The sequence below is a fragment of the Salicibibacter halophilus genome (genome assembly GCF_006740705.1).
In the GTDB taxonomy this organism is placed as follows: Bacteria; Bacillota; Bacilli; order Bacillales; family Marinococcaceae; genus Salicibibacter; species Salicibibacter halophilus.
Genome location: NZ_CP035485.1, coordinates 2,644,522 through 2,663,735 on the forward strand (window position 1 = coordinate 2,644,522; position 19,214 = coordinate 2,663,735).

The 19,214-nt window shown below is 41.5% G+C and carries 17 protein-coding genes and 1 pseudogene; 12 read left to right on the forward strand and 6 right to left on the reverse strand.

Annotation, left to right across the window (positions count from 1 at the left end):
• Nucleotides 1-17: 17 nt before the first annotated feature.
• Entirely contained in the window at nt 18-974 is a 957-nt protein-coding gene (locus EPH95_RS12905) for an arsenic resistance protein (RefSeq protein ID WP_142090483.1), read from the reverse strand.
• Nucleotides 975-1,584: 610 nt separating this feature from the next.
• On the opposite strand from EPH95_RS12905, the gene EPH95_RS12910 reads away from it, so the two are divergent.
• Nucleotides 1,585-2,226: a YdhK family protein gene (locus EPH95_RS12910; RefSeq protein ID WP_142090484.1), complete on the forward strand. Its 642-nt coding sequence runs from the start codon at nt 1,585-1,587 to the stop codon at nt 2,224-2,226.
• Nucleotides 2,227-2,655: 429 nt separating this feature from the next.
• A complete protein-coding gene (locus EPH95_RS12915) occupies nt 2,656-2,979 on the forward strand; it encodes a four-helix bundle copper-binding protein (RefSeq protein ID WP_142090485.1) in 324 nt (107 codons plus the stop codon).
• A 291-nt stretch (nt 2,980-3,270) separates the two neighbouring features.
• Here EPH95_RS12915 and EPH95_RS12920 read toward each other — a convergent pair.
• Both EPH95_RS12920 and EPH95_RS12925 read right to left on the reverse strand, forming a co-directional pair.
• A pseudogene (locus EPH95_RS12920) lies at nt 3,271-3,905 on the reverse strand (recombinase family protein).
• Between the two features lie 424 nt (nt 3,906-4,329).
• Complete coding sequence (locus EPH95_RS12925) at nt 4,330-5,559, reverse strand: IS110 family RNA-guided transposase (protein ID WP_142086371.1); 1,230 nt, start codon at nt 5,557-5,559, stop codon at nt 4,330-4,332.
• A gap of 380 nt (nt 5,560-5,939) precedes the next feature.
• Between EPH95_RS12925 and EPH95_RS12930 the strand changes: the two genes are divergently transcribed.
• Both EPH95_RS12930 and EPH95_RS12935 read left to right on the forward strand, forming a co-directional pair.
• Nucleotides 5,940-6,179 carry a hypothetical protein gene (locus EPH95_RS12930; protein WP_142090486.1) on the forward strand — a complete coding sequence of 80 codons (240 nt, stop codon included), beginning with the start codon at nt 5,940-5,942 and terminating at the stop codon, nt 6,177-6,179.
• Between the two features lie 946 nt (nt 6,180-7,125).
• Nucleotides 7,126-8,127, forward strand: a complete 1,002-nt coding sequence (locus EPH95_RS12935) for a DoxX family membrane protein (protein WP_160141763.1) — start codon at nt 7,126-7,128, stop codon at nt 8,125-8,127.
• 847 nt (nt 8,128-8,974) lie between these two features.
• Here EPH95_RS12935 and EPH95_RS12940 read toward each other — a convergent pair.
• Entirely contained in the window at nt 8,975-10,207 is a 1,233-nt protein-coding gene (locus tag EPH95_RS12940; protein ID WP_142090488.1) for an IS110 family RNA-guided transposase, read from the reverse strand.
• Nucleotides 10,208-10,447: 240 nt separating this feature from the next.
• Here EPH95_RS12940 and EPH95_RS12945 point away from each other — a divergent pair, with 240 nt between their 5' ends.
• Entirely contained in the window at nt 10,448-10,750 is a 303-nt protein-coding gene (locus tag EPH95_RS12945) for a spore coat protein (protein WP_142090489.1), read from the forward strand.
• Nucleotides 10,751-11,084: 334 nt separating this feature from the next.
• The gene (gene spoIIP / locus EPH95_RS12950; protein WP_142090490.1) at nt 11,085-12,224 is read left to right on the forward strand and encodes a stage II sporulation protein P; all 1,140 of its coding nucleotides are present in this window, start codon (nt 11,085-11,087) and stop codon (nt 12,222-12,224) included.
• 319 nt (nt 12,225-12,543) lie between these two features.
• On the opposite strand, the gene EPH95_RS12955 is transcribed toward spoIIP, so the two are convergent.
• Together EPH95_RS12955 and EPH95_RS12960 are read right to left on the reverse strand one after the other, a co-directional pair.
• Entirely contained in the window at nt 12,544-13,680 is a 1,137-nt protein-coding gene (locus EPH95_RS12955; protein WP_142090491.1) for a DUF418 domain-containing protein, read from the reverse strand.
• A 182-nt stretch (nt 13,681-13,862) separates the two neighbouring features.
• Nucleotides 13,863-14,132, reverse strand: a complete 270-nt coding sequence (locus tag EPH95_RS12960; protein WP_227003905.1) for a multicopper oxidase domain-containing protein — start codon at nt 14,130-14,132, stop codon at nt 13,863-13,865.
• 298 nt (nt 14,133-14,430) lie between these two features.
• On the opposite strand from EPH95_RS12960, the gene EPH95_RS12965 reads away from it, so the two are divergent.
• From EPH95_RS12965 to EPH95_RS12990, 6 genes are all read left to right on the forward strand, one after another.
• Entirely contained in the window at nt 14,431-15,090 is a 660-nt protein-coding gene (locus tag EPH95_RS12965; protein WP_142090492.1) for a YdhK family protein, read from the forward strand.
• Between the two features lie 427 nt (nt 15,091-15,517).
• On the forward strand, nt 15,518-15,844 hold the full coding sequence (locus tag EPH95_RS12970; protein ID WP_142090493.1) for a four-helix bundle copper-binding protein: 327 nt from the start codon (nt 15,518-15,520) through the stop codon (nt 15,842-15,844).
• 178 nt (nt 15,845-16,022) lie between these two features.
• Nucleotides 16,023-16,724: a response regulator transcription factor gene (locus EPH95_RS12975; RefSeq protein WP_227003906.1), complete on the forward strand. Its 702-nt coding sequence runs from the start codon at nt 16,023-16,025 to the stop codon at nt 16,722-16,724.
• A gap of 3 nt (nt 16,725-16,727) precedes the next feature.
• The gene (locus EPH95_RS12980; protein WP_142090495.1) at nt 16,728-18,095 is read left to right on the forward strand and encodes a sensor histidine kinase; all 1,368 of its coding nucleotides are present in this window, start codon (nt 16,728-16,730) and stop codon (nt 18,093-18,095) included.
• The gene (locus EPH95_RS12985) at nt 18,092-18,307 is read left to right on the forward strand and encodes a hypothetical protein (RefSeq protein WP_142090496.1); all 216 of its coding nucleotides are present in this window, start codon (nt 18,092-18,094) and stop codon (nt 18,305-18,307) included. Before EPH95_RS12980 ends, EPH95_RS12985 begins: the two co-directional genes overlap by 4 nt.
• Complete coding sequence (locus tag EPH95_RS12990) at nt 18,304-19,212, forward strand: F510_1955 family glycosylhydrolase (protein ID WP_142090497.1); 909 nt, start codon at nt 18,304-18,306, stop codon at nt 19,210-19,212. Before EPH95_RS12985 ends, EPH95_RS12990 begins: the two co-directional genes overlap by 4 nt.
• Nucleotides 19,213-19,214 lie beyond the last annotated feature (2 nt).

The window sequence follows — 19,214 nt, forward strand, 5'->3', positions numbered from 1 at the left end:
CTCTTTGGATTGGTTCTTTATTTCCTTCTTTTCCCTCTTAATGAGAGTAATATTTGCGATACAATAGCTAATATAGGTAGCTCAATAAGTGGTCCAATGACCAAAGCTAATGCAATTAGTGGTTGGTCCGGAAAGGCTGTTACAGCTATAGCCAAAGCAACAGGTGAATTTCGAGCAATAACGGTTAGGTTTAAACTAACGGTATCTTCATATGAAAATTTCATTGCTTTGCCTACGGTTTGTGCCACAACAAAGTTAATGACAAAGTAGAGTAAGATCGGAATGATTAAGATATAGATGACCTCTAGATTGTTGACTAAATAAGAGCCTTGTGAAGCGAACATTGCTGTGATGGCTAAAGCTAAAAATATTATTTGTGCAGATGAGAAAGAAGGAACGAGTTTATCATTCAAAAATGTTTCCCTGTTCCTTAATAAATACCGAGTCAAATGCGCAAAGGCAAAAGGTATAATTAAAACCAATACAACGCTTTCTATAATGGTTGAAAGTGAAACCGATTCTATTGTACCTGCAAAAATGAAGAGATAAACGGGTAAGAGCAATACTTGCAGGATTAAGTTGATCGGGAGTACAGATGTTGATAATGACAGATTCCCTTTAGCTATAGAAGTGAAAAATAAATACCAGTCTGTACATGGCGTGACCATTAACATGATAAATCCGATCCATAAAGCAGGATGATCTGCAAGGAAGACTGCACCAAGCCCCCAAGCTAATAAGGGGGTCCAAACAAAATTTATAATGGTACTCGCGCTTAAAAACCTGATATTTTTAAACGCATCTTTTAAATGTTTTAATGGGATGGTTAGAAATAACCCATACAGCATGAGTAATAAAAACGGAATGATAAAGAACTCTGCATTCTGTTCAAAAAAGGTGAACTGACCTAATAAAAGTCCGACACCTACTGCGGTTAAAATAATGATCGTTTGAAATTTCTCTAAGACATTCATGATGATACCCCTTCAATAAAATAGAGGTAGGTGCGCACGACTAACTCTTTGTTTTAAGTATAACTGTTATGGACTTTAATTGCTTTTATAATCTTGACTTCGAATTCGAAATGAGGAAAATAGCCATTGAACAACAAACAGTGGAGGGCGATCTATCATAATGTCAACCTTCGTGCCAATTGGTGCCCTTGATGATGAAACATGACGATCAAAAAAAAGAAGTAACCACCCTTGGGCTGCAGTCCAAAAGGGTGGCTACTTCATCTAATCATTAGGTGAACAAATCCCTTGGTAGGAGTTGTTCTATTGGGAGACCGTTGGTGCAACCACACCATAGTCTTTTTAAATATATGCCTTTTCTAAACTTAGTATACAATAACATCTTGCTGGTGGCAAATAACGGTGGGGCCGATTAAACGATATGATTTTTCTGGCCGATGATTCAGAGGAGGGCGTTTCCATTACCTTTCCCGATCTTCCCGGATGCCAAACTCAGTGAGACGAGTGACCTGAACGGTTGTTCGGACGGATTAGACGAAAAAATGTATTGCTCCATATTTTCTACACATTTATGTAGTAAATTATCATATGGAAAAGGAGGAATTATAAAATGAAGAAGAAAATCATGATAGGGTCCGTTACTCTAGTAACAGCTTTTGCATTAGCTGCATGTGGCAATGGTGATGAAGATCCAATGCCAGATGAAGGTATGGATATGGATCCCGATTCTGATAATATGGAAGATATGGAGGAAGAGATGCCCGGTAACGACGATATGGATGACATGGATATGGACGATGACGAGCACGAAGACATGGATCATTCCAGCTCCGGTGAGGTTCCGGATGATTTAGAAGAAGAAGAGAATCCAACGTTTGAAGTGGGAAGCCAAGCAATGGTGGAAGGTGGCCATATGGAAGAAATGGAAGGTGCTGAGGCCACCATCGTTGGGGCATATGATACGATTGCCTACATTGTTTCTTACGACCCAACCACCGGCGAAGAAAGAGTAGAAAATCATGAATGGGTGGTTCATGAAGAAATCGAAGAAGCCGAGGAGGAAACATTTGAACCGGGGACAGAAGTCACATTACAAGCTGATCATATGGACGGCATGGAAGGAGCCGCAGCCGAGATTGATGAGGCTGAAGAGACGACGGTCTATATGATTGATTACACACCGACGGACGGTGGCGAAGAAGTGGAAAATCATAAATGGGTCATAGAAGATGAACTCTCAGAGGTTGAATAAAAAAGCGATTAAGGCCCACTTTCTACCGATCAGTAAAAGGAGAAATGGAAGATTGATGTACCCTTGATGGCTGATATGTCATAAGTTATATCCTGCAAATGAAGAGGATATATAACGTCATGGATGAAAAATGGAAAACAATATTGATTAGCCCTTATCCGATCATCCCACGGGCCTTTAAGGTCAAAGGAATCCGATAAGGGCATTTTGTAACTTATAGAAGGTTTATCGTTTCAATGAGAGAGATATTTTTTAACTGTTTTGACCAATCACCCCCTTAACACTCAGTGTTAGTAAGTCATACACAAGCAAAAAAAAGATTTCCCGACTTCATAAAAACTACATATTTAATGGATAAACCATTAAGGACACCGCACACTAGCTAGTGGAGTGCAAATCATGTGTCATAAGAAAGGAGCACCAAGATTAATGACTTATCAAGAGTGTATCCAAGCATGTTTAGAATGCATGGAACAGTGCAATCGGTGTTTTGATGAATGTCTGAAGGAAGACAACGTACAAATGATGGCGGAATGCATCCGACTAGATCGAGAATGTGCCGATGCCTGTGCGTTTGCGGTACAAGCTATGCAAACAAACAGCCGTTTTGCTAAGCAAATCTGTGAATTATGCGCGGACATCTGTCAGGCTTGTGGCGATGAATGTGCAAAGCATGATGCTCAGCATTGTCAAGATTGTGCGGAAGCTTGTCACCGGTGTGCAAAAATCTGCCGTGAGATGGCGGCTGCATAAATTCCTCGACCCTGAGGCGGTTTCCTATCCGTCTTCAGGGTTTCTTTTTATGATGAGATGACACTCTACATCAGTGCCTTTGTCAAAAAATTATCAAATTTTACGAAGCCATTATTTTAGATATTATGATGCCCTACCGATGGTTGGGCTGTATGTGAACGTCTGCGTACTGAGGGATTCAATATAGGTATTTTGATAATAACAGGGGTAAAGGTAGCATCCGGCGATTTTGCCGCCATTTATCCTTAAACCACATATAAGTAGCAATACCACTCAAGATAAAGCATTGAGCTAGGTGCTCTTTGCTTCTTTATATTCCTTCATGATTTTATAAAATGTGTTTTTCTTTAGTTCTAACATACCCATAAACATAACGCCTGTTATGTTGTCTCCATTTCTCCATTTTAGATGGTTGTCTTCTATGATCTGTAGCTGTTTCTTGCTCAAATTGGAAAGGTTCATTTGCGGTCGCCCTAAATGTTTCCCTTGAGACTTAGCCACTTCGATCCCTTCAGCTTGTCTCTGACGAATTTTCTTTCGTTCTTGATCCGCAACATACGAAAGCAAAGATAAAAATTGATCTTCCATTAACTGTCCCATATCACCCATCTCACGGAACTTACGGCTGTCAAATAAATATTCATTCTCTAATACGACAATACCTGCTTTTAATTCTCTTGTTATGTATTTCCATTCTGAAATCACTTCATCATAGTTACGCCCCAAACGATCAAGCGCATCCATATAGATGATATCTTTTTCATTAAGAACCTTGCGCAGTAATTGATATTGGGGACGTTCAAAATTTTTCCCACTCGCTCGATCAACAAAAATACGACGTGCCTCAACGCCTTTCTCTATCATTTTGTGTAACTGTCGCTGTTCATTCTGGTACTCACTCGTATGTATCCGTAAGTAGCTGCCATGATCATCACCCCTATTGTTTTGGTTACTATTCATTATAAAGCTTTTGTTTATAAAGGTGAATGTCAATAATAAACGTTTATAAAAATTTTTCACAACATTTATAAACTTGATATGCTGCCGTTTTATAAATATTTTCTTGCTTTCCTTAAAGATATACCTTTATAAACGCTGTGATAATATCCATATATTTATAGGACAAATGTTTTTCTAGCGTATTGGCGTCTTCAAAGATTCTCCATATTTATTTGGTATCTTTTATGTTGAGGTCGATGATTAAAGACCTGCGGTAATATGTCAAGTTCAAAATCACAGTAAATGAAGTTGTCAAAGGACATTTAGGCGAAAAAAGCGCGCACTGAACAACACCAGTAATAAAATGTAAAATACTGGTAAAATGAAAGGCTAGCCCTCAGCCGATGTCGGTCAGAGGTTCACGCCCCTTTCTGGCGTAAAGAGTTGGTTTTTGCGTAGCAGCGCATCCACCAATCGCACGAGTTTTCTTGCCGTGAGCACGAGTGCACGTTTGTGTTGATGTTTCGGGACTTCTTGATACTTCTTCTGATAAAAGACTTGGTATTCCGGAATTTGCCTTCGTACCGAGTTGGCGGCTTCAACGAGGTAATAACGCAAATAATGGTTCCCTTGACGTGTCAGTGAAGTATCTTCGGCGGTAAACCGCCCGGACTGGTGTTTTCGCCAGTACAGTCCCGCATATTTAGCTATTTTTGTTTCATCGGGAAACCGGTCAATCTGACCGAGTTCGGCAATGATGCCTGCGGCGAAGACCGGACCAATGCCCGGGATTGATTCCAGCGTCTGCGTCAGTCCTTTCATGATTCGAGTAATGGACTGATCGATCGCCTTGATTTGCTTTTGGAAGGAACGAATGAGCTCAATGGACGTTCCTAAAAGTACATCGATGGAATCTTCGACCACTTTGTCCAATCGGTACGATGAACGGACGGCTTTCTGGATGGATGCGGCGACAGCTTCCGGATCGGGAAAACGATTTCTCCCTTTCTCTTGAAGAAACCGAGCCAGGTCCTCAAGCGGAAGCTGGGCAAGTTCATCCAGGCTGTATTTTTCAAGAAAGAGTTCCATCATAGCATGGCCAAACACCGATGAATCCACTTCTTTGGAAAAGGTGTTGCATTTATACTCCAAGTGCTGCAAGAAGTGTTGTTTCTCTTTCGTCATCGCTTTGGTCAAGTGATAACGCGAACGTGTCAACTGCTGGAGAGCCACGTATTGGCTTTCTTTGACAACGGACATCTGATTGCGCCCGAAACGCATATAATCGGCGATCACAAAGGCGTCAATCTCATCGGTCTTGTTCATGTCTGCGAAGCTCTTTTTAAAGTTGGCGATCTGCTTCGGATTGATCACAAAGACTTGGGCGCCATAGGGTTTTAAATCATCGTCATCATGCAAGAACATGGATGGATGAAAACTGTAGACGGATGTGGACTCCAGACCGATCTTTAGGATGTCAACCTCTGTATCGGCCAAGAGCTCGAGCAACCGTTCTTTGAGCACCTGGGCACCCGGCCAGTCATTGGAAACCGTAAAAACCGAAAGCTGATCACCTTCTTGATCAAGCACACACACTTTCATATCAAACGAGCTAACGTCAAGCCCGACAAACATTCGCATGGGGGGATTCCTCCTTTCATTGTAGAATCATTCGGTCGTTCTTTGGACGCCTCGAGATATCTCTAGTGTGAACGCCGATCATCAACCTCGTGTATCAGAACTCCATCGGCATTGAAAGCCGCCCCAGGGGCTGCTTCCCCTGAGTTCAAGAGGCCGAGGGCTCAGCCTGCGAGTAGGAAGTGCCGCACGTACACTGAGAGACAGTCTTTAGTTGTGGTCGAACCACAGGAGAGAAAAGAATTGTCCCAAATGATCCTATGATCATTATCTAGAAATATCTAGAGACATCCAAGGAAAAACCATATGAATCTACAAAATATCTTGTGGAATTTGCCCAAGATTTGAAGGGCTTAAACTTACTATACGAGGAGGGAGTCTGCATGAAAAACAAAAAGTTCTTACTCATTCCATCGCTTGCTATTACTGCTTTATTGGTGGCAAGTCCGATTGGTATTACATGGGCATCTGGAGATCAAAGTGAAGGCGGTATGATGAATGGAATGATGATGGAAGATGGCAAGAATGAGATGATGGATGCTATGAATTCCCCAGAGGGTGAAAAGATGATGAATGCTTGTCAGGATTTCATGTCCTCCAATAACACAGAAGAATCAGATTAACTGGGGATTGAAGTCATAGTAGGTTTCTCAAGTTCTTCATCAATGATTATCACTTTATCGAAATATGCTTGTTCTTGAGAAGAATGTCATACGGTATTTCTGCAAGAACCAGGCGTCCATGACAACGTCCCTACCGTTCGATTGTAACCTTTTTAAATCTGATACCGAAAGGGCTGTCCCAATGGTTAATGACCTTATGAGGCAGCCCTTTCATGTTTGAAACACGATAAGGCGACCCGAGTGAGAGATAACTAAATGTTTGAACCCCACCCTAATCTAAGCTATACCCTATTATTTTTACTTCTTGAAGGAATATAGTAATTGATGTGTATTTTTCTGAAATGGTCACTTTACCTAATTAGCAAGCATATATGGGGGCGGCAACGATTCGGAAAATATATGGATATTTTTCCCAACTCTGCCGATAATGAGTAGATAATTATCTGGCATAGAAAAAGCCCTAGCATAAGGGCTTGAGGTAACTCCAGATACTTCTTTTGGACGAAACTGCGGCGGCTTTCCACCGACTATGGGGAATCAATAACTCTTGGGTGCCTAAAGGCAAAGAAACAAGCTGTAGAAAAATAATTGCAAATGTAATTGTGCGCTTATAAAAGGAGAAGACAATTAAAGTCCAGTGGCTAAGTTGGTGGGCATTGGGTTTTACCACCGCGTTAGCGGTTTAGTCCAACATGGATTATCGGTGGGGTTTCCTGCCCTTTTCCGATGTTATCGGAGGAGTCAAGGAGATTAACCCCGGAAAAACTGTGCCGATAATATTTCTCCAGTGATAACATCGTCTTTCCCTACATGGCAACAATCTTTCAGTAATCCCTCGGAATATTGTCGGCTGAGTTTAAGAAAATGGCCCGAAAAAACAGGAATCGTTGCCATCCCTTATAGTATGATGAATTTCGGTCAGTTAGCAAATGGCAGGAGGAGTACAATGACAATGAAATACATTATTACAATTATAGCTCTATCAATTGTTTATATTTTGATACCTTTTACAGCAAGTGCACATGTGAAATGGTTTTCAACAGAGACACCTATTAAAGCTCCTCTTGAGGAAATTGTTTCACCATTGTTTATCACACTTACTTTAATCATATCAGTTACTTTAGGAGTACTTCCGAAACTTTCAACTAAATTACAGCATTTCAATTTGGTGAAAACGGCCGATAAACGATTAACATCTTTAAGACCTTACTCACCTATATTGCTAAGACTGGGAGTTGCTTTTGCTTTAATGATTCAACTACTCTCTGGAAGTATTTTAGCACCAGAAATTCCTGTCAGACAAATGACCATGTGGATTGCTATTTTGACAATCAGTTTACTTCTCATGCCGAATAAAATGGCAACACAATTGGGTGCCATAGGATTATTTATGTTATTTGTTTTCGAGATTCAATTTTTTGGTTTTTTTCATATGCTGGAATATAGTTATTATCTAGCCATTGTCCTTGCTTTGCTTATTCAGAAAACAAGATATCATCATTTTGGAATACCAATTCTTTATCTTGGAACAGGGTTTTCTCTTTGTTGGGCTGCCTTGGAAAAGTTGGTATTTCCGGAACTTAGTATAAATATTATTGAAAGCTTTAATATCCCAACATTCGGTATAGAACCATCCATTTTAGTTGTTTTAGGTGCTTTCATTGAATTTGTATTGGGTTATTTATTATTAATTGGAATCTTCAACCGCCTGTTAGCATTGTCAATAACCCTTCTTTTTTTCATGACAACGACAGTTTTTGGCATTACCGAGATAATTGGCCATTCTATCATACACATTATCTTAATTATTTTTATCATCGAAGGAAAAGGGTTTTATCCCACACCTATTGAAATCCATCGAGGTTTACGTCATCAAACGGTTTTTATTGTATTTAACTTTTTACTCATAAATTTAGCTCTTCTACTTCTTTATTATCGTTTTGCTTAGTTTTTGGTATAGTACAGAACTTTCTTGTAACCATTCAGTTCGTTGGAGAAATCCAAAAGTAGGCACCCACCGCCGGTTACATTCATATACTATGGATGATAACTGATTAATGAAGTGAAGCCAATGTATTACCATTCTCCATATGTATGTCCTTCTGCGTATCCATCCGGGTACCACCCAAGAGTGAGGGCTGAACATGCACAACCAAATGACATGATGCCTAATGGAAATATGAGCTCCATGATGGATATGATGCGGGGGGCGCTCTCAAGTTTTTCATCAATGATTACTACTGTATCGAAAAATGCTTGAAATATGATCGTTCTTGAGAAGAGTGTCATACAGCATTTCTGCAAGAACCAGGTATCCATGACAACACCCCTACCGTTCGATTACAACAGTTTTAAATCTGATACCAAAAGGGCTGGCTGTCCCAATGGTTAATGATCTTATGAGGCAGCTCTTTCATGTTTGAAACACGATATGGCGACCCGAGTGAGAGGTAACTAAATGTTTGAGCCCCACCCTAATCTGAGCCATACCTATTATTTTTACTTATTGACCAAATACAGTAATTGATGTTTATTTTTCTGAAATGATCACTTTACCTAATTGGCAAGCATATATGACATAGTGTCATCACTTTATGTGATGCTAATGTTGATGGATCCTGAACGAAATGAGGAAGTTGATGTATCGGCGTTACATCAACTTCAACCTATCGACATTCCATGTAAACAAAGCTTTTTGTATGAAAACACTTTTGGCTAGAAGGCATCAAGAAACCATGCCCTCCATATTTGTTTTGTAGGACTAAAACGTACATATTTTATTCGATAAGATCTATTTAAGCTGTTTCTGGATCAGCATTTGATATGGTGTATCCTTTCTTTTTGAGGTATTCGATCATTTTTTGTTCTTTTTGTTGTTTCTTTTGGTGAACGTATTCGGGGCCTAGTTCCTGATACGGTTCTCCATTTTTTAAGATGTTGTACGCGATGGTTACGATTAAATGAGCGGAAGCGAAATGAGCCTTTTTCTTGCCTTGCCGTTTCATAATTCTTCGCTGATGGGCAGAAATCCGGTTGTTTTGCCTGGCTGTCGTCAACGCGCATTGGACCGCCATGGTCTGTAATGCTTTGTTCCCTTTTGAGGTTTTACTTCCTTTTTTTTTACCAGCACTTTCGTTGTTTCCAGGACTTAATCCGGCCCAGGAAGCAAGGTGTTTGGAAGACTTAAATACGGACATGTCCACGCCCATTTCAGCGATGAAAGTGGCCGCGCCCGATTGATCCACGCCGGGAATCGTGTCCAAAAGTTCGACTTCTTTGCGATAAGGTTCTAGGCACTGATCGATTTGTTCTTCTAAGTCTTGGATCATTTTCTCAACATATAGCATGTGGTCCCAGTGATACTGCAGCATGTCACGGTGATGACGGCGTAAGCGACCATTGATGGCTTTGGCAATATCAGGGAGACTCGCTTTCGTGCGCCAGTGGACCATTTCCTGAAGTTCCTTCATCTCTATCTTTTCACCATTGATGATTGCTTCGAGGATGCGGCGTCCAGATAAACCAAAGATATCGGACAGAACCGACGTCAGCTTGATGTTGGCATCTTGAAGGATTTTGTGGATGCGGTTTTGCTCGGCTGTACGCTGGTGAGTCATCTTTTTTCGATAGCGCGTCAGATCTCGTAAATCGCGAATATCCTCCGGGGGAACAAAATTGCTTTCGATTAGCCCACTTTTCAATAGTTTGGCTAACCACTCGGCATCTTTGACATCGGTTTTGCGACCGGGAACATTTTTGACATGTTTTGCATTAGCAAGGATAAGCTGAAAATCACTTTCTAGAATGTTCCATACGGGCTTCCAGTAAACGCCGGTGCTTTCCATGACAAGATCGGTGACTTTAAATGATGCGAGCCAATCATTTAATTCCAACAATCCAGCTGTTGTGGTTGAAAATGATTGAATCGTTTTCTCCGGCTTCTTGTCTAATGGTCCAAATAAAGCACAAGCGACAATCGTTTCTTGGTGTACATCTAGGCCTGCACACCTTTCAATCATAGCTTCCATGGGACAACCCACCTCCTACATGAATGAACAATACAAATGACAGTGGATCTGTTTCAAAACTTTTGTATTCGTGCTCTAGGCACAGTAAATGGTTCTTTCATACTGTCAAAACCAGTTTCTTACGCAGGGTATCTTTTTCCAAAATCCACCAAAAAGCATTCAGCCTGGTTGTATTGTTAGTAAAGATATCGCCAATTCATAAAGAGGATATACTCCCATTTTGAGCAAACACCCATTTTCATGGTAGATGGTGGCTACCGGGAGCGTAGCCACATTGTTTCTTATATGAATGAACAAAATATTGTCTCTGAGGCACGTAATACAGCAATGACAATGGCTCAAGATAATTTTAACTCTTCCTTAAGTATGAACGCACAGAATGTAAGGAATATTCATTTACAAATGGCCCTACAACAGTTTGGGTTACAAAGCAGATATAGTGATTTTATTGAATCAAAAGGGTGGGATTATACTCCAAATGCCTCGATTCAAGAGCAGTTACATGCGCTAAAAGTATTTCAACAGATGTATTATAATCTATGAATATAGCCATTCCTGTGCCGATCATCATGATCGGCACAGATATTCCCCGAGCCCCTTGGAGAAATGAAGTTAAAGGTATGCTTCGGCTATGGCCTATAAGTCAGGGTGGGTGCTCTGAAGTTCTGACCACTGTATAAAAGAATACTTGAAATGTGCTCGTTCTTGAGAAAAAACGCATGTCTTTCCAAAACAATTAAAGACATATCGCCAACGGATGATTCAATTCTGAGACCTTCGAGAACTTTGGCGATATCCGCCCCAAAATTGGACCATTAGACACGTTCTAGTAAAAGTATTTTCTAAATAGAATGATAGCGTAAGGAGGGACAGGCCCTTGCGCAGACCATATCACTACTCAAATGCCTTCTCAGTATCGAAATCGAATGTTCAGTCAATCTTTATGGTAGCCGTCGCTTTTATCGTTGGAACCTTTCTTATTATTGCTATGCTAACGACTGCGGATAATCAACATCGCTTTTCTTCATCAGTCCTTCATGATTGGACGAAAGAGGCACAAAGTGATTGGTTTATCCATTTATTAGGGGCTGAAAATCGGTATTATCTAGATGCAATGCAAGATACTTCTACCCCCAGTTTGACAACAACAGTTATAGAGCTTGCTACGAATATGAACTTGAATGACCCACGCACATTTTTGGGAAGAGAGATTCCCGGTTTTTCAGGTTTTGACAATACGCTTGTAATTGCTGGGCAAGGAACTGACTTTACAAATATGGCTATGGAATCTCCCCCTCCTTTCGAGGAACATCAATATGAACAACCCGAAACTGATGGAAGTGAAAGGGGAGATACTGTAGACGATGATCCACCTGAGATTTCCGATGAAGAACCGATCATTCATCTCTTACATTCACATAGCCGTGAGTCTTTTTTGCCTGAAATCGAGGGAGACGATCCAAACCACCAAGAAATTAATATTGTTCAGGTTGGCAACTATCTAGCCGATCAATTTCGCGAATACGGGCTTCCTGTAGAAGTGTCTGATCATGACATTCAACAGAAATTAAATGAGCGAGAATGGGATTATAGCCAATCTTATGAGGTATCTCGCGAGATTCTCATGCAAGACGTGGAAGAACATGAACAACTCGAATTTTTCTTTGATCTTCACCGTGACTCTGTAGAACGAGAGCTTACTACAGCTACAATTAATGATGAAGTTTATGCGCGAACATTTTTTGTTATCGGAGAAGACCATCCGGACTATGAACATAATTTGGAAATGGCGGTAGAAATCCATCACCGCCTGGAGGATAAGTGGCCGGGATTAAGTAGAGGCGTCATGACCTCGGGAGGTGCCGGCGTGGATGGGGTTTATAATCAGGATTTATCACCGAATTCGATGACCATCGAATTCGGAGGGGTGGACAACACGTTTGAAGAAGTCTATCGCAGTGCTGACGCAGTAGCTGAAGTTATACAAGAATATATCTACGAGGAACTTGACCGTTAGATTTGGGGGTGTTTCTCGCCTCCTCTTCATTATCGTCAGCGTACAATTTCATTCCGCGTTTTGCTGCTAATACTGCACTTAGAGCCCCCCTCGTTGTTATAGCGAGGGGGTTCTAAATGCTTGGGGGGTATATTGTAGTAGGTGAAGTAAATGCCTAAGGGTATTACTTCATTTTGATCGTCTGAGCACAACAGTAAATGTAAGAACTGTTGAGAACCATGCCTCCATGTGAAAGCAGAAATTATTAACTTAAAATGAACGTAACCCATTTCGGTTGATTTCCTCATATTAGACAGGAGGCCATGTTTTGAATAGAAATTTATGTTTTCCTCCTTAACGGAACCTTCTTTCCATATGTTCCCATTCTCCAAAACCATTCAAAAGGGCCATAGTAAAACGTTTTTAGCCAGAGGTGGCTGAAAATCATTTGTACGACAAATAAAATGATACCTATAAAAAGGGCGAATACATAGCTTGGTTCCATCCAAATTCCGACCCTTTCAAAAATTGTTCTCCCACTGTGCATAAACAGACTTACGAATACCAGCGACTGCAAAAGGTAATTGGTGAAAGCCATTTTTCCAACAGCAGTAAATGGCAACAACGCATTTGATAGGGTCGTCGTTCTGCTCGTTCCTAAAAGAATAATGCTCATTAAGATTCCAACGGTTACGACAAACGGATAAAAATTTTCCAGAGGCGTGAAGACAAGGGCATCAACCTCATAATAAGGGGCTGTTTTTCCGGAAACACCAACAGTAAGGAAAATCAAAGATAGGAGCCACATTCGCTTTCTCCGTGCTATTGCTTGTGAAAGTAAACCCTTACGATAAGTGTACATCCCAAATAAGAAAAAGCCCAAATGTTCCACCATAGAAGAAAATTCATTAATGAGATATTCGGACCCCGTGGGAGATTCTCCCGGTCCAAGTAGTAAGTCTTTGAGCCATTCGTCAAGAGAAAACGAGTGAGGGAAAAAATAATTTAGAAAATCCACTCCAATCGTATACCCCAGCCAAAAAAACAAAGCCATTGTAAGCAACCACTTCTCTGGAAACTTAATAAAAAAAAGAAGTACGTAACCAGCCATGGCATACATAAGCAGGATGTCCCCCGCCCAAATGTAATACCCATGGAGAGCCCCAATTATAAATAGTAATAGCAACCTGCGGAATAACGTTGGGAATGGATTCAAATTTTTTTTGCTTAGTCTTTGATAAATAAGAATAAGACTGATTCCGAACATAAATGCAAATAATGGCCTGGCGCTATCTTCCAGTAAAATTGACATCAAGGTATCGATGGATTCATTGATAGAAGATTGGTTTTCCGTCTCTATGGAAGCCAATCCAGAAATATTTACTAAAAAAATAGCTAGTAAAGCTAATCCACGCAGTTGATCTAAAATCTTAATTCTATTACCCTGACCCTGACCTTCATTCTTCACCGATCGCATGAGAACCTTCTTTCCAAGTATTTACGTTTTCGAAAAACCTAGTTGGATTTTAAGAAAAAAATGTGTAGAAAGAGTGAAGTTGATAAAACTCCAAAAACGGGCATCTTTGTACATCCATATTCCTTCAGTCAAGATGACAAAAGAAAAGAGACTTCTCGAAGAAGCCCCTGTTTTAATATTATTCAGGTTGATTGGAACATCTGGATCAGGCGTAAAGGCTGGCTCAAATCCATCGCGTTAGGGACGGGGAACCCATGTAGATGAAGGGCAGTGGGTTCTTCCAAATTGTTTTTGACATTTAATATAACCTCATCCCCTTCCTGGACACGAATCTTCTCGCCGGGTACGGATCCATTATACGTCCAGGCATCTGTCATGGTTTCCTCATCAAACATCCAGTGCGTCTCGGTAACATTTAGATTAAACACTTCTTTACCGTCTTCAGTCATCATTTCATTCCCTTGATCCTCTTGTTGATTCTCGGTAGATCCCGTAGATCTCTAATCTAACCCCTCATCCGAGCAACCACCTAGCGCTAAAACAATGGTACTCATTCCTATATATACTTTTTTCAATTTTCTTCCTCCTTTTGATTGGTTATGTCACACTGTAAACGAAAAAAATGTAGAATTTATGAATAAAACTTAAATCTAATGAAAACTGTTTTTTTGCTCTATGAACGATCACTCCATATTTTCTACACATTTTTTTAGTACATTAACGTTATTCATGAAAAGGAGGAATTATAGAATGAAGAAGAAAATCATGATAGGGTCCTTTTCCCTAGTAACAGCTTTTGCATTAGCTGCATGTGGCAATGATGATGAAGATCCAATGCCAGATGAAGGTATGGAGATGGATCCCGATTCTGATAATAATATGGAAGATATGGAGGATGAGATGCCCGATAACGACGATATGGATGGCATGGATATGGATGACATGGATATGGACGATGACGAGCACGAAGACATGGATCACTCCACTTCCGGTGAAGTTCCGGATGATTTAGAGGAAGAAGAGAATCCAACGTTTGAAGTGGGAAGCCAAGCAATGATCGAAGACGCCCATATGGAAGAAATGGAAGGTGCTGAGGCCACCATCGTTGGGGCTTATGATACGACTGCCTACGTTGTTTCTTACGACCCAACCAATGGCGGAGAAAGAGAAGAAAATCATGAATGGGTGGTTCATGAAGAAATTGAAGACGCCGGGGAGGAAACATTTGAACCGGGAGCAGAAGTCACATTAGAAGCCGATCATATGGACGGTATGGAAGGAGCCACGGCTGAGATTGATGAGGCTGAAGAAACGACGGTTTATATGATTGATTACACACCGACGGACGGTGGCGAAGAAGTGGAAAATCATAAATGGGTCACCGAAGATGAACTATCAGAAGTCGAATAAAAAAAGCATGTATTGGCCACCTTCTAACCGATTAGTAAATGGGGGAATGTAAGATTTAATAAACTTGATGGCTCATGTCAAAAGCTATATTCCGTAAATGAAGGGGATATATAATGGCCAGATAAACCGATGACAAATGGAGAACAGATAGCCCTTATCTGATCATTCCATGGGCCATTAAGGTCGAGTGATCCGATAAGGGCATTTTTGTAATTTATAGAAGGATTGTCGTTTTATGATATAGATATTTTTGTACTGTTTTGACCAATCAGTTTCCTTTAATTCACAGTGTTAATAAGACACTCACAAGCAAAAAAATTTATCCTTCTTCATAAAAACTACATATTTTATGGGTAAACCATTAAGGACACCGCATACTAGCTAGTGAATGCAAATTATGTGTCGTAAGAAAGGAGTACCAAGATTAATGACTTATCAAGAGTGTATCCAAGCATGTTTAGAATGCATGGAACAGTGCAATCGGTGTTTTGATGAGTGTCTGAAGGAAGACAACGTACAAATGCTGGCGGAATGTATCCGTTTGGACCGAGAATGTGCCGATGCCTGTGCGTTTGCCGTTAAGGCTATGCAAACAAACAGCCGTTTTGCTAAGCAGATCTGTGAATTGTGCGCGGACATCTGTCAGGCTTGTGGCGATGAGTGTGCAAAGCACGACCACCACCAGCATTGCCAAGATTGTGCGGAAGCTTGTCACCGGTGCGCAAAAGTATGCCGTGAGATGGCGGCTGCATAATCTCTCCACCCTGAGGCGGATTTCTATTCGCCTTCAGGGTTTCTTTTTATAATGAGAGGTGACACTCTACCTCAGTGTCTATGTCAAAAAATGATCAAATTTTACGAACGCAATCTTCACATCAACTACATATTTACTAGCTAAACTTGATATGTAGTACTTCATGGGAGGAGCAAAAGTGGCTGAACGTATACTTATTGTGGATGACGAGAGAAAAATGAGACAGTTGGTTGGTCTTTATTTGACAAATGCAGGCTATGAACTTGATGAAGCAAGTTCCGGAATAGAAGCGATACATAAGGCAACCGATCAACCTTACGATGCCGTTATTTTAGATATTATGATGCCCCGGACCGATGGTTGGACCGTATGTGAACACCTTCGTACTGAAGGATCCAATATAGGTATTTTGATGCTAACAGCAAAAACAGAAATAGAAGATCGGGTCAAGGGGCTTGACCTTGGGGCAGATGATTATCTCGTGAAACCGTTCGCTCCAGAGGAACTCGTTGCACGTGTAAAAGCATTGCTCCGACGTAAATCCAGCTCTTTAAACGAGGATCCAGCAAAGATAACAGACGGGGCATTATTTATTCACCCAGATCGACACGAGGTTAAGGTGGCGGGACAATCCGTTGATTTAACCGCAAAAGAATTTGCGATTTTGTATTTAATGGCCTCCCGTCCGGAACGCGTGTATACAAGGGAAAATGTCATCGAGCAGATTTGGACAATGGATTGTGAATGGCACGATCCTCGAACGATTGACACCCATATCAAAAATATCCGAACCAAATTGAAAAAGGCTGGTCTGCCATTTAATCCAATGAAGACCGTATGGGGAGTGGGATACACATTTAATACAACGGAAGGGAAATAACCGATGAACAGGATATTTTATAAGCTCGGTGGATCAATCATGATTTTGTTTCTCATCGTATTGCTTCCGTTAGGGTATGTCATGGTTCAAATTTTCACCAATTATAATGAAGTCCATTTATACGATGAAACGGATGAAATGGCTTCCCAATATGCAACCCTCCTTGCTGTAGTTGATGATCCTGACATCGAACTTCTTGTCCAATCGATGGATCGGGAGACAGCCCGAAAAATGGTCATTATTGATGCAAATGGAGACGTTGTCGAAGATTCCGGGATCCGTGGTTTTCATCCCTCTGAGCATTCCGCATTGCAGGGGGAGGCAGGAAGATTTACCGACCCAAATGATCACCAAGAATATATTTATGCTGGGGAACAAGTGCAGGATGACGATCTAGGAGAGGTCATTGTCTTTTCACCTTCGGATCTTATGGATCAGTCTGCCATTCAAGTACAGCAGGCGCTGCTTCTATCAGGCGTTGGAGCCCTTCTTCTTGCCTTTGGTTTTACGTTTATTGCCTCCAGAGAATTTTCAACGCCCCTGCAGGAGATGGAAAGAGCCGCAAACCAAATGGCGAGGGGGGATCTAGATGTGGAAGTGCCTGTGAAAACGAAGGATGAGTTGGGTTCGCTCTCCCATTCCATGAATGAGTTGGCACGTGAACTAAAAAGGTACCGGAACAACAGGCAAGCTTTTTTTTCGGACGTGTCTCATGAAATACGGACGCCACTGTCTTATGTTCAGGGGTATTGTGATGCACTAAAAAAGGAGCTTTATCAGGATGAAACCGAAAGGCAACAGTTTGTCGATATTATTCATGAAGAAGCCCACCGCATGAATCGATTGATTCATGATTTATTTGAATTATCCCGAATGGAAGAAGAGCGTTTTCCCTTGGACCTTGAACTCGTTCATATCGGAGACGTTACCAAACGAGCAACAGCAAAACTGGCCACCGAAGCTAAGAAAAAGAACAATACCATAAAGGTTGATATGGAAGGGAAATTTCCAACGATTGTAGCTGATAGTTTCCGGTTGGAACAGATCTTCACAAATTTACTTCAAAACGCGGTGAGTTATACGGAAAACGGGCATGTTTGGATCGAGGGATCCTTGAAAGACGGGAATATCGAAGTAAAAATTTCGGATACGGGAAGGGGTATCGATCCTGAAGATCTTCCCTACATTTTTGAACGTTTCTATCGGGCTGAAAAGTCCAGATCACGTGATTTTGGGGGGACCGGTTTAGGGCTTGCCATCGTGAAACAATTGACGGAACTTCAATATGGAAGCATTCAGGTGGAAAGTGTTACCGGAAAAGGGACGACATTTACGCTACGTTTTCCAGAAGCAAAGGAGGGCGATGAATGACTAGAAGGGATTGGTGGATTGCTTCGTTGGTAATCGCCATCGGCTTGCACTGTTTGGTAATGTCCGGCATTATATCGGCTTCAGCCGATGTTCCTTCTTATCTCCAGCTCCTTTTTCAAATCTGTTTCTGGATGGGGATCCCTCTATTAGTAGGTGCAATGATTTACATTATCATTTCATTCATAAGCAAACGGAAAGGAAGAAAAACATGAGATTGTATCTTGCAAGTTTAGCAGCAGTTGGAGTACTCATGAGTGGGTGTCAAACCGAAGCTCAAGAAGAGGTTGAATTTACGCATATCCATGGGCTTGGCTTCACAGAAGATGGGGAGCAGGCATATATTCCGGCACATGATGGGTTGCGAGTCTATGAGGATGGGACATGGAAGAATGTGGAGAGTGGCGAAGGGGAGCTTCATGACTTTATGGGCTTCACCATGACGTCTGAAGGTTTTTATAGCAGTGGACATCCAAACATGCAGTCGGATTATGAGAACCCGTTTGGACTTGTAAAAAGTACGGATGGGGGCGAAACGCTTGATTTACTCGCGCTCGAAGGGGAGGTTGATTTTCATGTCATGTCGGCCAGTTACAACACAGACGCCATCTATGTCATGAATCCGGAGCTTAATTCAAAAATGGATGAGCTGGGGCTGCATCGAACCCTCGACGAGGGACAGGAATGGGAGTCGCGGGACGCTGACGGGGTGAACGGAAGCGTGATTGCGATTGCCGCCCATCCTGATGAGGAAGATAGGGTGGCTCTGAGTACAGAAGAAGGGGCCTTTCAATCTGATGATGGCGGAGATACCTTTGAACAGGTGCTAAGTGGTGTGCCAGCGCCAGCTTTAACTTATGCGCACACCGGTGAATTGCTTGTTGCCGAGGGTATAGATGAAGAAACAACCCTCAAAGCGATAGACGCCTCCGGCGAAGTAGTTAGAGAGATCCCTGCCCCATTGATCGAAGAAGACGCCATTGGTTACCTGGCCCAGAACCCACAGTCTGAAAACACTCTCATGGTGACGACCATCGAACGTGATATTTTTTATACCGAAAATGGTGGAGAAACATGGGAACAACAAGCGGAACAGGGCTTTAGTGTAGATGAATCATAAGC

What these genes read in the sequence shown, in the direction of transcription:
- EPH95_RS12930 (WP_142090486.1), top strand. Translation starts at nt 5,940, where the DNA reads ATGAAAAACAAAAAGTTCTTACTCATTCCATCGCTTGCTATTACTGCT.
- EPH95_RS12955 (WP_142090491.1), bottom strand. Translation starts at nt 13,680, where the DNA reads ATGCGATCGGTGAAGAATGAAGGTCAGGGTCAGGGTAATAGAATTAAG.
- EPH95_RS12970 (WP_142090493.1), top strand. Translation starts at nt 15,518, where the DNA reads ATGACTTATCAAGAGTGTATCCAAGCATGTTTAGAATGCATGGAACAG.
- EPH95_RS12905 (WP_142090483.1), bottom strand. Translation starts at nt 974, where the DNA reads ATGAATGTCTTAGAGAAATTTCAAACGATCATTATTTTAACCGCAGTA.
- EPH95_RS12925 (WP_142086371.1), bottom strand. Translation starts at nt 5,559, where the DNA reads ATGCGAATGTTTGTCGGGCTTGACGTTAGCTCGTTTGATATGAAAGTG.
- EPH95_RS12965 (WP_142090492.1), top strand. Translation starts at nt 14,431, where the DNA reads ATGAAGAAGAAAATCATGATAGGGTCCTTTTCCCTAGTAACAGCTTTT.
- EPH95_RS12990 (WP_142090497.1), top strand. Translation starts at nt 18,304, where the DNA reads ATGAGATTGTATCTTGCAAGTTTAGCAGCAGTTGGAGTACTCATGAGT.
- EPH95_RS12910 (WP_142090484.1), top strand. Translation starts at nt 1,585, where the DNA reads ATGAAGAAGAAAATCATGATAGGGTCCGTTACTCTAGTAACAGCTTTT.
- EPH95_RS12935 (WP_160141763.1), top strand. Translation starts at nt 7,126, where the DNA reads ATGACAATGAAATACATTATTACAATTATAGCTCTATCAATTGTTTAT.
- EPH95_RS12915 (WP_142090485.1), top strand. Translation starts at nt 2,656, where the DNA reads ATGACTTATCAAGAGTGTATCCAAGCATGTTTAGAATGCATGGAACAG.
- EPH95_RS12980 (WP_142090495.1), top strand. Translation starts at nt 16,728, where the DNA reads ATGAACAGGATATTTTATAAGCTCGGTGGATCAATCATGATTTTGTTT.
- EPH95_RS12945 (WP_142090489.1), top strand. Translation starts at nt 10,448, where the DNA reads ATGGTAGATGGTGGCTACCGGGAGCGTAGCCACATTGTTTCTTATATG.
- EPH95_RS12985 (WP_142090496.1), top strand. Translation starts at nt 18,092, where the DNA reads ATGACTAGAAGGGATTGGTGGATTGCTTCGTTGGTAATCGCCATCGGC.
- EPH95_RS12940 (WP_142090488.1), bottom strand. Translation starts at nt 10,207, where the DNA reads ATGGAAGCTATGATTGAAAGGTGTGCAGGCCTAGATGTACACCAAGAA.
- EPH95_RS12960 (WP_227003905.1), bottom strand. Translation starts at nt 14,132, where the DNA reads ATGATGACTGAAGACGGTAAAGAAGTGTTTAATCTAAATGTTACCGAG.